Origin of the sequence: Abyssibacter profundi, from assembly GCF_003151135.1 — a bacterium.
Lineage (GTDB): Bacteria > Pseudomonadota > Gammaproteobacteria > Nevskiales > OUC007 > Abyssibacter > Abyssibacter profundi.
Window position 1 is genome coordinate 156,233 of record NZ_QEQK01000005.1, and the last position, 12,618, is coordinate 168,850.

13 protein-coding genes are annotated in these 12,618 nt (G+C 65.5%); 8 read left to right on the forward strand and 5 right to left on the reverse strand.

Annotation, left to right across the window (positions count from 1 at the left end):
- The first annotated feature begins 66 nt into the window (after positions 1-66).
- Entirely contained in the window at positions 67-594 is a 528-nt protein-coding gene (locus DEH80_RS06470; RefSeq protein ID WP_133249140.1) for a hypothetical protein, read from the forward strand.
- A 9-nt stretch (positions 595-603) separates the two neighbouring features.
- Here DEH80_RS06470 and DEH80_RS06475 read toward each other — a convergent pair whose 3' ends face one another.
- Entirely contained in the window at positions 604-1,458 is an 855-nt protein-coding gene (locus tag DEH80_RS06475; protein ID WP_207774509.1) for an ion transporter, read from the reverse strand.
- 86 nt (positions 1,459-1,544) lie between these two features.
- Between DEH80_RS06475 and DEH80_RS06480 the strand changes: the two genes are divergently transcribed.
- Positions 1,545-2,096, forward strand: a complete 552-nt coding sequence (locus tag DEH80_RS06480) for an SH3 domain-containing protein (protein WP_109719669.1) — start codon at positions 1,545-1,547, stop codon at positions 2,094-2,096.
- 6 nt (positions 2,097-2,102) lie between these two features.
- On the opposite strand, the gene DEH80_RS06485 is transcribed toward DEH80_RS06480, so the two are convergent.
- The 4 genes from DEH80_RS06485 to DEH80_RS06500 all read right to left on the reverse strand — a co-directional run bounded on the left by DEH80_RS06485 (position 2,103) and on the right by DEH80_RS06500 (position 6,741).
- Positions 2,103-2,657: a DJ-1 family glyoxalase III gene (locus tag DEH80_RS06485; protein WP_109719670.1), complete on the reverse strand. Its 555-nt coding sequence runs from the start codon at positions 2,655-2,657 to the stop codon at positions 2,103-2,105.
- Between the two features lie 111 nt (positions 2,658-2,768).
- Positions 2,769-4,112: an HmuY family protein gene (locus DEH80_RS06490; RefSeq protein WP_109719671.1), complete on the reverse strand. Its 1,344-nt coding sequence runs from the start codon at positions 4,110-4,112 to the stop codon at positions 2,769-2,771.
- Positions 4,112-6,013, reverse strand: coding sequence for a TonB-dependent receptor plug domain-containing protein (locus DEH80_RS06495; RefSeq protein WP_109719672.1), 1,902 nt, complete (start codon positions 6,011-6,013; stop codon positions 4,112-4,114). Before DEH80_RS06495 ends, DEH80_RS06490 begins: the two co-directional genes overlap by 1 nt.
- On the reverse strand, positions 6,010-6,741 hold the full coding sequence (locus tag DEH80_RS06500) for a HugZ family pyridoxamine 5'-phosphate oxidase (protein WP_109719673.1): 732 nt from the start codon (positions 6,739-6,741) through the stop codon (positions 6,010-6,012). Before DEH80_RS06500 ends, DEH80_RS06495 begins: the two co-directional genes overlap by 4 nt.
- Before the next feature lie 129 nt (positions 6,742-6,870).
- Here DEH80_RS06500 and DEH80_RS06505 point away from each other — a divergent pair, with 129 nt between their 5' ends.
- The 6 genes from DEH80_RS06505 (at position 6,871) to DEH80_RS06530 (ending at position 12,561) form a co-directional block, all read left to right on the forward strand.
- Positions 6,871-7,764 carry a heme/hemin ABC transporter substrate-binding protein gene (locus DEH80_RS06505; RefSeq protein WP_165831332.1) on the forward strand — a complete coding sequence of 298 codons (894 nt, stop codon included), beginning with the start codon at positions 6,871-6,873 and terminating at the stop codon, positions 7,762-7,764.
- Positions 7,764-8,801: a FecCD family ABC transporter permease gene (locus DEH80_RS06510; protein WP_109719675.1), complete on the forward strand. Its 1,038-nt coding sequence runs from the start codon at positions 7,764-7,766 to the stop codon at positions 8,799-8,801. The genes DEH80_RS06505 and DEH80_RS06510 overlap by 1 nt, the downstream gene beginning before the upstream one ends.
- On the forward strand, positions 8,801-9,622 hold the full coding sequence (locus DEH80_RS06515; protein ID WP_109719676.1) for an ATP-binding cassette domain-containing protein: 822 nt from the start codon (positions 8,801-8,803) through the stop codon (positions 9,620-9,622). Before DEH80_RS06510 ends, DEH80_RS06515 begins: the two co-directional genes overlap by 1 nt.
- A gap of 23 nt (positions 9,623-9,645) precedes the next feature.
- On the forward strand, positions 9,646-10,443 hold the full coding sequence (locus DEH80_RS06520) for an enoyl-CoA hydratase/isomerase family protein (RefSeq protein WP_165831333.1): 798 nt from the start codon (positions 9,646-9,648) through the stop codon (positions 10,441-10,443).
- A gap of 63 nt (positions 10,444-10,506) precedes the next feature.
- Positions 10,507-11,508 carry a lipoyl synthase gene (lipA, locus tag DEH80_RS06525; RefSeq protein WP_109719677.1) on the forward strand — a complete coding sequence of 334 codons (1,002 nt, stop codon included), beginning with the start codon at positions 10,507-10,509 and terminating at the stop codon, positions 11,506-11,508.
- 81 nt (positions 11,509-11,589) lie between these two features.
- Positions 11,590-12,561 carry a mechanosensitive ion channel family protein gene (locus tag DEH80_RS06530; protein ID WP_109719678.1) on the forward strand — a complete coding sequence of 324 codons (972 nt, stop codon included), beginning with the start codon at positions 11,590-11,592 and terminating at the stop codon, positions 12,559-12,561.
- Positions 12,562-12,618: the final 57 nt, after the last annotated feature.

The following is a 12,618-nucleotide window of genomic DNA, read 5'->3' on the forward strand; positions in this document are numbered from 1 at the left end:
GTCTGGGCAGCGGCCGACTCGCACACTATGCGTCTGGCAGCGGCCGCTGCCACGGGAGGAAAGATCATGGATTTGTTGTCCTGGTTCGGGCGCGGGGGCCGGCTTGTTGCTGGCAACCGGCGACGAGCTGCGAATGAAGAATTGGCGGAACATTTTCGTCAATGCGCCACGCTGGAACTGCTGCATGAGCTCGCCGCGCGCGATCTCGGCCGTGCCGATCGCATTGATCTGACGCACGACTGGGCGCATTTGGCCGCCAAGACAACGCTGCGTCAGGGCGACTTTGCGGCGGCTGCCGGCGTGCTGGTCAAGCGACGCTGCTTGCGTCATGTGGGCGAGGGCATGTTCGAGTTCACGATCTCGGACAACGGCATGGCGGCGCTGGCCTGCTTGCAAAGCGGCGACCGCATCGGACTCGAGGCCATCGTCGGACCGGTGGCTGAACTGGATCCTGCCCGTCGTGCCTCCGCATCACCGGAAACCACCGACGCCCAACGCGCGTTGCAGACCGATCTGGCGCGCGAGTTCGCCGCCGGCTTCGACAGTGTCAGCGAAGCCTCGCGCATCACCTGGCAGACAGACGCTGTCGGCTAGCCGGTCCGGCTAATCGGAGGGCAGTGCCGGCTTGTCGTTGCGCTCTTCGGCGTGTTCACCAGCGGCCATTAATCGGGCCTCCAGCGCATCGATACGCGCCATGAACCGGGCTTCCAAGGCCGCCATGTGCTCGCGGCGGTGGTCTTCGCTGTCGGCCTCGATGGACGACACGATGACCCCGATGAACATGTTCAGCACCGCAAAGCTGGTGATCACGATAAACGGAACGAAGAAGGTCCAGGCCATCGGATACTCGGCCAGAATGGGCCGGACGATGCCGTTGCTCCAGGACTCCAGCGTCATGATCTGGAACAGGCTGTACAGCGACCGGCCCAGCGTGCCGAAGTAGGCCGGGAAATCCTGGCCGAACACTTCGGTGGCAATCACGGCCCCCACGTAGAAGATCAGCCCCAGCAGCAGCACGACCGACCCCATGCCAGGCAATGCACCCAACAGGCTCTGAACCGTCTGCCGCAGGCTGGGCACCACACTGATTAACCGCAGCACGCGGAACAGGCGCAAGGTGCGTAGCACCGACAGCGGCCCCGAGGCCGGCAGGTAGCAAATCGCCACCACGCTGAAGTCGAACCAGAACCAGGGGTCACGCAGCGATGCCTGCGGAATCACCAGCAGTCGCAACGCGATCTCGACCGTGAAAATCGCCAGCGCAATTTGGTCCAGTCGGCCAAGCCAGTCGCCCCAGCGCGTGTTCAGCGTGGTGCTGGTTTGCATGCCAAGGGTCACGGCATTGACGATGATGACCGCGATGATGAAGCGGCTGAAGGCTTCACTGGTTACAAGGTGGCGCAGCCGGGCAATCATGGTGAGTTGGGCCAGGGATTCGGGGCGCGGATTGTTGCCCATTCCGGCAGTTGGTGCATCACGGCATGAGTCGCGGGCAGGCTTCGGGTAGGCTGCTGCTTCAACTTTTGGGGAGGCGTCATCGCGCCATGCATCCAGTCATTCTGATTCTGCTGGCCGCTGTCGTTATCGCGGCGGTTCTTGGCCTGGCATCAATGGCCCGCGGGCCTGCGGGCGAACCCGACGAGGCGCGCATGCGCCGTTTGCTGGTGACGGGGCTGGCCATTCTGCTTGCGATTAACGTCGCCATGGCGGGGTTTGGCTGGTTCACGGTGGTCAATTCCGATGAGACCGACACGTTCAGCACCCTCGCGAACCAGGAGGACGTGCTGGACCGTCTGGCCGTGCTGGAGCTGCGCTTGCAGGCACTGGAGTCGACGGTCTCCTCCGGCGACAGCGCGCCGGCTCAGGGTGATCGGATCGTCGATGCCCTGGACAGTGTCATCGTTCGCCGTAGCCCTGGCGGCGATGTGCTGACGCGCCTGTCTGGTGGCACGGGTATCGATGTGTCCTACTGCATGTCGCGCCGGGAGGCCGGTCAGTACTGGTGTGAAATCCGCACGCCTGAGGGCGACACCGGCTGGGTGCCGCGTACGCTGATCGAACCTCCGCCGGCCTTGTCGGGCGCGCGCGGCGGCTGATTGCGCTCAGGCCGCAAGCATTTGCTGACCGATTTGTTCGGCCGATTCAGCGCTGACCAACGCACCGACCAGGGCCAGCCCGAAAGCGATGGCCGTGCCGGGTCCCTGGCTGGTAATCAGTTGACCGTCGCGCACGACCGGCTCGTCCAGCCAGGTGCCTGAACTGATGCGCTCGGCAAAGGCCGGGTAGCAAGTCACGCGCTTGCGGGCCAGCAGGCCGCTGGGTTCCAGCGCCACCGCAGGGGCCGCGCAGATGGCGCCCAGCACACGGCCGGCGTCCAGTTGTTCGCGGGCCATGTCCATCAGCATGTCGCAGTTGCCGAGTGTTTCGGCGCCGGGCATGCCGCCGGGCAGGGCAATGGCATCGAAGAGCTGGTCCCTGCATGCGTCGATGAGCATATCGGCCTCGATGCGAGTGCCGCGTGCCGCCGTGACCTGCGGGCGACCTGGCATCACGCTGGCCACGGTGACATCGATCTCGGCGCGGCGTAGCACGTCGATGATCGATACGGTCTCAATATCTTCACTGCCATCGGCAATGGCAACCAGTGCAGTCGGCATGGGGGCTCCGTGCGTTCAGTGGCCCTACGACGCTAACAGCCTGAGTCTGTCTGACAAGCCCGCCCGTGCTCCCACGGGCAGGCTGTCGACCGCGTGTTCCGGATGCGCAGCTTAGTTCAGCGGCGCGAACTCAAAGCTGGGGTGTGCCGATGACCCCGCGTCGTCGTAATAGCTGAGCATGCGGAACTTGAAGAACAGGCCTTGCCGGTCTCGCACCACATACACCACGTCGCGCGGTGAGATGTGATGCACGCCGTCGCCATCGTCACAGAACCCGGAGTAGTAGTACCAGCCGAAGTCGCCATTGATGTTGCCGCAGGCCGCGGTGCCGGTGTTCTCGGCTGGTGGGTAGGTGACAAAGGCCAGGGCGTCGTCGGTGTCCTCATGCCACTCGGCATCGGCCGGGACGGTCACCACCGTCGACCAATCTGCCCCGGCCATGTCGTGCAGGGCTGCGGTCGCCGTGCCCGAAGCGCCGCCGTTGAGCTGGATGTCCGTGCGCTTAAACGCCAGGTCCCAGGTGGCGTCGTCACCGGGGTTGACCGGCTCCACCTGCAGCGCGTTACCCAGGTCGATGTACACCCAAGCGTCCTCTGCCGTGGCGTCCACGTCACCGCGCTGTCCATCTGCAGTGGGCGAGAAGCTGGCGGCACCCAGCGGGACCACGCCGTCGGCATCGTCGTTGCAGGCGGTGCCGGGAATTTCCAACAGGTCGAACTGTGGGTGGCCGCGCTCGCCATCGGCGTTGGTGTAGCCGGTCATCCGCAGCTTGAAGTAGCGACATTCGACGCTGCGCACCACGTAGGCCACGTTGGTCCTGGCGGTGACGACCGAACCGGCGACAAACCCGCTGTAATGGAACCAGCCGTAGTCCCCCTCTCCCGTGGCCGGGTTGGCCTGGCTATCGGCTTCGGGTTGCGTGGTCATGACGTAGTCCGAGACAAAGCCACCGGTGATTGGGTCGCTGTCGTCAGTCACATAGTCCACGGCTGTGGGCGGCGGGGCGCCGACCACCGATTCCCAGGGGTAGACGGTTCCGGCGTCTGTCTTGTCCGGATACACCACAACTTCTTTGCCGCTGGGCGGAGCGCCAGAGGTCCCGCCATTGAGCCGAATGTCCGACCCCTGTAGCGCGATGTCCCAGGCAGCGCTGGCTTCCGGGTCCTCCGGGTCGACCTGGGTTTGAGTGTCCAGGTCGAGGTAGACCCAGTCGTCACCCGTGGCGTCGACGGCGGCGCTGTAGAACGCGCCATTGGCGACGAAACTCACGGCATCTCCGCCCGGTCCGGGAAGTTCGACCGCGGGCAGCTCGGGCGTCTGGGCGTTGTCGGTGGGCGCCTGCAGATCATCGGCACAGCCCGTGATCAGACTGATCGTCAGCAGCGCCGCCAGGGCGATGGCGGGGGGCGGGAAGGCCCGCTGGCTGCGGTCATGGGTGGTATGGGGTTGGGGCATTAGAAATCCCTCCTCAGTTCGAGGTAGACGGTGCGGGGTGGGATGGGCAGAAAGCGGGAGTCGCCTTCGTCGAACAAATTCTTGATGCCAGTGGCCAGGTGCAGTGGAGCCCAAGTACGCCACTCCACGCGGGCGTCCAGCAGCGTATAGGCCGCGGCTGTCCCGGCTGCGGTGGGCGGGCCGCCGGAATCCACGTCCACTTGGAAGCGCCGGGTGCTGGTCCACGCGCCACGCAGGCCCAGCGCATAGCGATGCCGGTCCAGGTAGAGCGCCAGATTGGCCCGGTGGCGTGGCCGGCCGCTTAGCGATTCGCCAGTATCGCGGTCTTCGCTGTGCAAATAGCCATAGCCGGCGCGGACCTGCAGGCTGGGCCACGGGCGCCACTGGGCCTGCACATCGGCACCCGTCAGCCTTGCGCGGGCCACATTGCGGTAGCTGTAAATCGTCGGAGGGCCGGGCTCCACCAGCACCAATTCGATCAGGTCGTCCACGCGGTTATGATAGGCCGTTAGCGCCAGGCTGGTGCTGGGGCTGGGCAGCCAGGTGCTGCCGATGTTCAGGCCACGGCTACGCTCGGGCAGCAGGTCGGGATTGCCGTCGACCCGATAACCCACGGCCGTGTTCTCGAAGCGCAGCAACAGCTGCTTAAAGTCCGGGGCCCGGTAACCATGGCCGTAGCCCAGGCGTAGCAGCCAGTGCTGGGTGACATCCATCCGGGCCGCCAACTTGGGCGACCATTGATCGCCAAACAACGAATCCCGGTCGTAGCGCAGTCCGGGGACCAGCGTGAGCACGCCATCGAACAAGGCCAGATCATCCTGCAGAAACAGGGCCTGGCGGTCGCGCTCACCGTCGCCCTCCAGACGGTCGGCTTCCAGCGTTTCGATTTGATGCTCCAGGCCCACCGTGATCAGGTGCCGGCCAGACAGGTGATCGATCTGGAGGCCGAGTTGACCGATCTGGTCCAGGGTTTGCTCGTCGGTGTGATCGTCGCCGTTCTGCTGAATCTGCAGATACTGGTCGAAGTAGCGCTGGTACCCCAGGTCGACGCGCAGGTCGGTGTGCCCACCCAGACGCAGCCGTGGCGTCAGCTGCAGCCGGGCCTCCTCGATGCGCTTAATGGTGTCGTAGCGGCTGCCTCCGGTTCCGCCGTCCAGGCGTTGGGTGTCATCCAGGGAGTAGGCGCCATAGAGGCCTAGCGAAGCGCGCTCGGTGGCCTGCCAGTCCAGCGTGCCGGAGGCGTAACGACTCACACCATCCACGCCGTCTTCTCCGGCGGAGTCGGCGTCCAAATCATAGGTACGCAATCGGCTATAGCCGGCGGTGATCGTCGTGCCAAGCTGCTCGCCGCGCCATCCTCCAAAGGCGAAGAGGTCGCCCTGGTGACGGTCATCGACACGCACTGACGCGACGCCGCCCGTCTCGGGCTCCCGCGTGATGATGTTGATCACACCGCCCAGCGCATCCGAGCCGTAAAGCGCCGAGCTGGGGCCTTTGACGATCTCGATGCGCTGGATCTGCGCAACGCGCAGGCGGGTCAGGTCGATGGCACCGTTAATCCGGCCGATGACGCGCTGGCCATTGATCAGGATCAGCACGTGCTCGGAGGCCAGCCCCTGCATTTCGATGCGGGTGCCGCGACCGGCCTGCCGGCTGACATAGACACCCCCCTCGCGTTCCAGCAGCTCTGCGACATCGCGGGCGCCGCTGCGACGGATATCGGTGTCGGTGATGAGCTGCACATCCACCGGACTGTCGCTGACCCGGTGCTCCGTGCGCGTGCCGGTGATGACCACCGGCTCCAGCGTCTGGACCGTGTCAGGCGTGGGTGGGGCCGCCCAAGCGGCGGGCAGACAGCCCAGCAGCCCCAGCGACCACGTGGCTGCAGGGTGGCGGGTCATGCGCAGGCCTCGGCCTGGGGAGACCAGTACGTCGCCTGGCACATGGCGATGGTGGCTTGGCGCAGCTCATCGAGGTTGGTGACGGGCGTGTTGAATGGCAGGCGGTGGATCCGGTGGCCCAGGCGAAGATAAAGCGCCTCGCCGTCGGCGCCGGCCATGACCGGGTCGGCATCGGATTCCGGCAGGCCGGCGTGGCGGCAGTAACTGCGCAAGGCCGCCTGGTGATCGGCGTTCATGTGCTGCACCGCGCGTGACTCATCTGCCCAGCTCAGCGGATTGGGTCGGATCACTGTGGCCGGATCGAACCAGTGAATCTTTCCGAAGCCACCGATGTAGCGCAGCCGGACCGGGCGCAGGCGCCAAAACGCGAAATCATGGGCCTTGTGGTAGCTCCTCGCGTCGGGAAAAAACGCGAAGTAGCGCTCGCCGATGGCGGCGTCTTCCGCTGGCAGCGGCTCGGCGTCCGCCAGCAGGCACAGACGTCCGGCGGCCTGAACGTCATCGCTCGCCGGTTCGGTCACCGTGAGCGAACACCGCACGTCGGCCTGTACGTTGCGCGTGTGCTGCGCAATCGAAGAAATCAGGATGAGCGGACAGCCGTTAGCGTCCAGCACGAATGGCGTCACCGAGCCCAGCGGATAGCCGGGCTGAGCCACGCTATGCGTGGCGAGCACGCCGTGGGTTGAGCGGGCGAGCAGGGTGCGGGCGGCGAGCGCAGCATCAGACATGACGATGAATTCCTTTTGCGATGACGGTTCACGGCGGCAGGCCTCTGCCGCAGGTGGCGGTCCGACTTGCCGGGCCGCTACTGGACGCGTAACTTAATGCGAACTATTCGCATTTACAAATCGAAGTCCATGAATCCATCCTCGCTTCTGTTGCTCCGCCGCAGACGGCTGCGCCTGCCCCCCGATCGATGGATGCTGGCCCTGCTGGCGGTGGTGTTGTGCATCACTGCCTTGGGCCATGCACCGCCCGCCTCAGCCGCCGGGACCCGGCTGGTGACGATTGGCGGTGCCGTGACCGAAACCGTTTTCGCATTGGGCGCCGGATCGCAGGTCGTGGCTGTCGACACCAGCAGCACCTATCCGGACGCGGCCCAGCAGCGCCCCAAGGTGGGATACGCCCGCACCCTGGCCGCCGAAGGGATCCTGGCCATGCGTCCTGATGTAGTGCTGGCTGCGGCGCATGCGGGCCCGGAGACCGTCTTCACGCAGCTGGCTGCCGCGGGTATCGAGGTCATCCGCGTCGCTGATCCGCGTAGCCCGGATCAAGCCCTGCAGATGATCGATCAGCTGGCAGAGGTCTTGGGGCGCCCGGATGCCGGCGCGCAACTTCGCAGCCGGCTACAGCAGCAGCTCGATCGCCTGGGCGCCACCGCGTTTCCCGCAGAACGCGGGCTGGTGGTGATGGGCGGGCAGGGTGGTCAGCTGCTGGTTGCCGGCCAGACCACCGCAGCCGATGCCATGCTTGGGCTTGTGGGTTTGCCCAATGCCGCCGCCGCGCTGCCGGGGTATCGGCCGGTCGGCGATGAGGGGCTGCTGACGATGACGCCGACCATCGTCATCGTGCCCGACCACGCGCTGGCGGCGCTGGGCGGGCTGGAGGGACTTCGGTCGCGCCCGGCGCTGGTCGGTCTCGACGGATCGCGGTTCATCGTGATGGAGAGCCTCCTGTTGCTGGGGATGGGCCCGCGTCTGGGCGAGGCGGTGCAATCCCTGGCCGCCGCAATCACCCGCACGCAGCCCTGATGGCCACGTTCACCCGTGAACGCCACCGCGGCCTGATCCTGCTGGCGCTGGCCGGCCTGCTGGTCTGCACGGTCCTTAGCAGTCTGGCGCTGGGGCCGTTGTCGATTCCACTGGCGCACACGCTGGATATCACCGCCAGCCTGATCGGCCTGGGCTCGACGACTGCGCCTGCCTACGAGCTTGCGACCATCGAAGCCATTCGCCTGCCCCGGACCCTCACGGCATTGGTCACCGGCGCTGCGCTGGCCGGCGGCGGTGCGGTCTTGCAGGGGTTGACCCGCAACCCGTTGGTGGAACCTGCGCTGATCGGAATTTCCAGCGGTGCGGCGCTGGGGGCGGCACTGGCCATTGTCATGGGTCTGGCCGGCTGGTTGCTGCCGCCCACAGCCTTTGTCGGCGGGCTACTGGCGGCGGTGGCCGTGTTTCAACTTGCGCGGGTCGATGGGCGGATGTCCGCAGCCACGCTGTTACTGGGCGGCGTGGCGATTAATGCGCTAACCGCTGCGCTGCTGGGGCTGATGATTTACGCCGCAGATGATCAGCAGCTACGCACGCTGACATTCTGGATGTTCGGCAGCCTGGCCCGAACAGATGGCGCGGCCCTGCAATGGATGGTGCCGGTGGTGCTGGGCTGCTGCGTCATGATGTGGCGTGAACATCGCGCGTTGGATGCCTTGGCCCTGGGGGATCGCGTGGCGGGCCACCTGGGTGTGAGCGCCGACCGCGTGAGGGGGAGGCTGCTGGCCGTCACGGTGCTCGCCGTGGGTGTTGTGGTGTCTCACACAGGGGTGATCGCATTCGTGGGGCTGGTGGTGCCGCATCTGGTCCGGCTGCTGCTGGGCGCGCATCACCGGCATGTCATTCTGGCCAGCCTGCTGCTGGGCGCCGGATTAACCGCAGCAGCCGATACCACCGCCCGGCTGCTGGTGGCGCCGGCCGAGCTGCCCATTGGGGTCGTCACCTCACTGGTGGGGGCGCCCGTGTTCATCGCATTGCTGGTCTGGCGTCGCCGCGACCATGCGCAGGCACCGGTCTGATGCTCAGCACCCATCATCTGCATCGTCGTGATGCCGGGCACAACCGCCTGCAGGGGATTGATGTGCAATTCGCCCCCGGCCGGTTGCATGGATTGATCGGCCCCAACGGCAGCGGCAAAAGCAGTCTGCTGGCGGCGCTGGCCGGCGATTTGTCGTCCACCGAAGGCCGCGTGGCCTGGCTGGGGCAGGATCTGTCGCACCTGGCGCCTCGACACCTGGCTCGCCTGCGCGCCGTGCTGCCGCAGCAGTTGCCGGCCTCGCTGCCGTATCGGGTGTCGGATGTGCTCGCGCTGGGACGCCTGCCCTATGCCGGCGAAGCGCGCCAGACGCGTGCGACCGCAGTGCGTGCCGCGGCCGAGCAAACCGAACTGCAGCCCCTCTTGGCGCGTCGTTACGATGCGCTGTCCGGTGGCCAGCAGGCGCGGGTGCAACTGGCTCGGGTGCTGGTGCAATTGCACGGGCAGCCGGCGCCGGGGCTGCTCTTGCTCGACGAGCCCACCGCCTATTTTGATCCGCGATGGCAGCATGCCTGTCTGGCGCTTGCCCAGGCGCAGGCACGTGCCGGACATGTGGTGATCTGCGTGCTGCACGATCTCAATCTGGCCAGCCAGTACGCCGACCGCCTGCATTTGATGGATGGTGGCCGGCTGCGTCAGTCCGGGGCGCCGGAGGCTGTGCTGAACAGCCCCTGGCTGGATCGAGCCTACGACATGGCATTCGACCGGGTCGCCGATCCGCAGCACCCCGCAGGGGTCATGTTGCGCGGTCGCCCGGACTTTGCGTTCGCCCAGGCCGCCCACCAGAATGGCGCCCAGTTCTGATTCCTATTTCGATGGAGACGTGCATGAGCGATGACCTGCTGGTCGAGAAAAAAGGCGCCATTGCCTGGCTGACCTTTAATACCCCCAAGAGCCGGAATGCGTTGTCCGATGCCATGGTCGAGATTGGCACCGCCGCGCTGGATGATCTGGCCAACGACCCGGCCATCCGTGTCGTGGCCTTACAGGGTGCCGAAGGCAACTTCATGGCCGGCGGCAACCTCAAGTCGTTTGCCACCACGTTTGCCAAGCCACCGGCCGAGCGCCGTGAGGGTTTTGCAGAGACCATCGGCGCCTTCCATGTGTTCATGGACAAGCTCCGCAATTTTCCGAAGCCGTTGATCGCCTGTGTCGAGGGCGCCTGCGCCGGTGCGGGCGTGTCGTTCATGATGGTTGCGGACATGGCCGTGGCCAAGCAGAGCGCCTTTTTCACGCTGGCCTATATCAATATCGGCACCAGCCCGGACGGGGGCAGCACGTTCCACCTGCCGCGCATTGTCGGCGTCCGCAAGGCCAAGGAAATCGCCATGCTGGGTGATCGCTTCGATGCCGAGACAGCGCGCGACTGGAATCTCGTGAATTTCGTCTACGCCGACGACGAGTACGAGGCCCAGCGCGATGCCCTGCTGGCGCGTATCGCCCGGGGGCCGACCGCAGCTATCGCCAAGACCAAGGGGCTGATCAACCAGAGCTTCGAGTCGGATCTGCCCACCCAGTTGGCCAGCGAACAGACCTGTTTTGCCGATTCGTCGATCACGGCCGATTTTTCGGAAGGCATCACGGCCTTCATCGAAAAGCGCAAGCCCGAGTTCAAGGGCGAATAGGCCAGTGCCGGCCCGGGTGCGCAGCCCTGCAAGCGCCCGGGCCGGAGGCGTACACTTGCGCCCATGAGCGATTTCAAAGGCATTCCTGTCGTCACCAGCGGCAGCAAGTACCGCACCGAGCAGGGTTTCACGGCCATCAAGGATGGCATCAAGCAGCGCGCCAGCGAGGTCGAGCGACCGCCGCGGATGCGCAAGCCCTCGTGGATTAAGGCCAAGCTGCCATCGGGCGCGGGCTATAACGCAGTCAAGCAGAACGTGGATGAGCATCGGCTGGCCACGGTCTGCGAAGAATCCAAATGCCCGAATATCGGGGAGTGCTGGAGCCACGGCACCGCCACGATCATGTTGATGGGCGAAGTCTGCACCCGGGCCTGTCGCTTCTGCTCGGTCAACACCGGTAACCCGCGCGGCTGGCTGGATGCCGACGAGCCCAAGAATTCGGCCGAATCCGTCCGACTGATGAATCTGCGTTACATCGTGCTGACTTCGGTGGATCGCGATGATCTGGCCGATGGCGGCGCCGCCCACTATGCGGCCTGCATCCGCGAGATTCTGCGGGTCAATCCTGAGGTCAACGTCGAGGCCCTGACCCCGGACTTTTCCGGCAGCCACGCCGCCGTCGAGACCGTGGTGGATTCCGGCCTGCATGTGTTTGCCCAGAACGTGGAAACCGTGCGCCGGCTGACGCACCCGGTACGTGACGCCCGCGCGAGCTATGAACGCACGCTGGATGTGCTGGCCCACGCCAAGCGTCACCGCCCAGACGTGATCACCAAGACCAGCCTGATGGTGGGTCTGGGTGAGACCGAGGACGAGCTTCTCGAAACCATGGATGACCTGCGGGCCATCGATGTGGACATCGTCACCTTTGGTCAGTACCTGCAGCCCACACCCAATCACCTGGCCATCGAGCGCTTCGTCACCCCCGACGAATTCGCCCGCTACCGCGAGGCCGGGCTGGCCAAGGGCTTTATGGAGGTCGTCTCCGGCCCGCTGGTGCGCTCCAGTTACCGCGCGGACCGGGTGTTCGAGCAGAACAACGTCGGGTTGCCCGCGGCCTCCTAAGGCGGCTGCACGAACGGGCGGGTGGATCAGGATGATCCCGTCGCCCGGGAACCCTGAACAACTCAGACCATCGGACTGCACATGGATGTGATTCAAGACCTGATTGAGGCCATTAGCTGGGATGTGATCATCGGCACCTCAGTGCGGGTGCTGCTGATACTGCTGCTGGGCTTTGCCCTGATGTCGGCCTTGCGCCTGGTGCTGGGCAAGCTGGAAACCCGGCTTATCGCCCAGAGCAAGAACAGCGGCGAAACCCCGGGTGAGGCGACCAAACGCGTCGAAACCCTGATCCGGCTGGTGAGGCAGGGCATCCGCGTGGTGCTATGGCTCACCATTTTGCTGGTGGTGCTCAAGGAGATCGGCGTGGATGTCGCGCCCATTCTGGCCAGCGCCGGCGTGGTGGGGCTGGCGGTGGGTTTCGGGGCGCAAAACCTCGTCCGCGACGTGATTTCTGGCTTTTTCTTCATCATGGAGAACCAGGTGCGCGTGGGCGATGTGGCCATCGTCAACGGCACGGGCGGGCTGGTCGAGCGCATGAATTTTCGCACCATCACCCTGCGTGACCTGGGTGGAGCCGTGCACGTGTTCCCCAACGGCACGGTTAACACGCTCTCAAACCTGACCCGCGACTGGTCGGCCTACCTGATGGACATCGGCGTGGCCTATAAGGAAGACCCCGATCATGTCATCGACATCATGCGGCGGGTGGGTGCCGAGCTGCGCGAAGACCCGGTGCTGGGCCGACACATGCTGGGTGATATCGAGGTGTTCGGCGTGGACAAGCTGGGCGACTCCGCAGTGATCATCAAGGCGCGGATTCGCACGCTGCCCATTCGGCAATGGGACGTGGGTCGCGAGTATCTCAAGCGGCTTAAGCGCGCCTTCGACGAGGCTGGCGTGGAGATCCCGTTCCCGCATCGCACCTTGTACTTTGGCGAGGCCAGCAAGCCGATTGCACTGGAACTGGCCGAGCGGGCGCGGCAGCAGCGTGAAGACTGGACGCAGGGCGGGCAACGCACGGCCCCGGCCGACAACGTCGATACCGACGGCTAGTCGGGGGCGGGTTTGCACCTGCTGGTGCAGGCCAAAACGCGAAACCCTGTGAAGGCT

Coding starts and splice junctions, on each gene's coding strand:
- DEH80_RS06500 (WP_109719673.1), bottom strand. CDS start 6,741: ATGTCTGATGCTGCGCTCGCCGCCCGCACCCTGCTCGCCCGCTCAACC.
- DEH80_RS06505 (WP_165831332.1), top strand. CDS start 6,871: ATGAATCCATCCTCGCTTCTGTTGCTCCGCCGCAGACGGCTGCGCCTG.
- DEH80_RS06530 (WP_109719678.1), top strand. CDS start 11,590: ATGGATGTGATTCAAGACCTGATTGAGGCCATTAGCTGGGATGTGATC.
- DEH80_RS06510 (WP_109719675.1), top strand. CDS start 7,764: ATGGCCACGTTCACCCGTGAACGCCACCGCGGCCTGATCCTGCTGGCG.
- DEH80_RS06470 (WP_133249140.1), top strand. CDS start 67: ATGGATTTGTTGTCCTGGTTCGGGCGCGGGGGCCGGCTTGTTGCTGGC.
- DEH80_RS06490 (WP_109719671.1), bottom strand. CDS start 4,112: ATGCCCCAACCCCATACCACCCATGACCGCAGCCAGCGGGCCTTCCCG.
- DEH80_RS06495 (WP_109719672.1), bottom strand. CDS start 6,013: ATGACCCGCCACCCTGCAGCCACGTGGTCGCTGGGGCTGCTGGGCTGT.
- DEH80_RS06485 (WP_109719670.1), bottom strand. CDS start 2,657: ATGCCGACTGCACTGGTTGCCATTGCCGATGGCAGTGAAGATATTGAG.
- lipA (WP_109719677.1), top strand. CDS start 10,507: ATGAGCGATTTCAAAGGCATTCCTGTCGTCACCAGCGGCAGCAAGTAC.
- DEH80_RS06520 (WP_165831333.1), top strand. CDS start 9,646: ATGAGCGATGACCTGCTGGTCGAGAAAAAAGGCGCCATTGCCTGGCTG.
- DEH80_RS06480 (WP_109719669.1), top strand. CDS start 1,545: ATGCATCCAGTCATTCTGATTCTGCTGGCCGCTGTCGTTATCGCGGCG.
- DEH80_RS06475 (WP_207774509.1), bottom strand. CDS start 1,458: ATGGGCAACAATCCGCGCCCCGAATCCCTGGCCCAACTCACCATGATT.
- DEH80_RS06515 (WP_109719676.1), top strand. CDS start 8,801: ATGCTCAGCACCCATCATCTGCATCGTCGTGATGCCGGGCACAACCGC.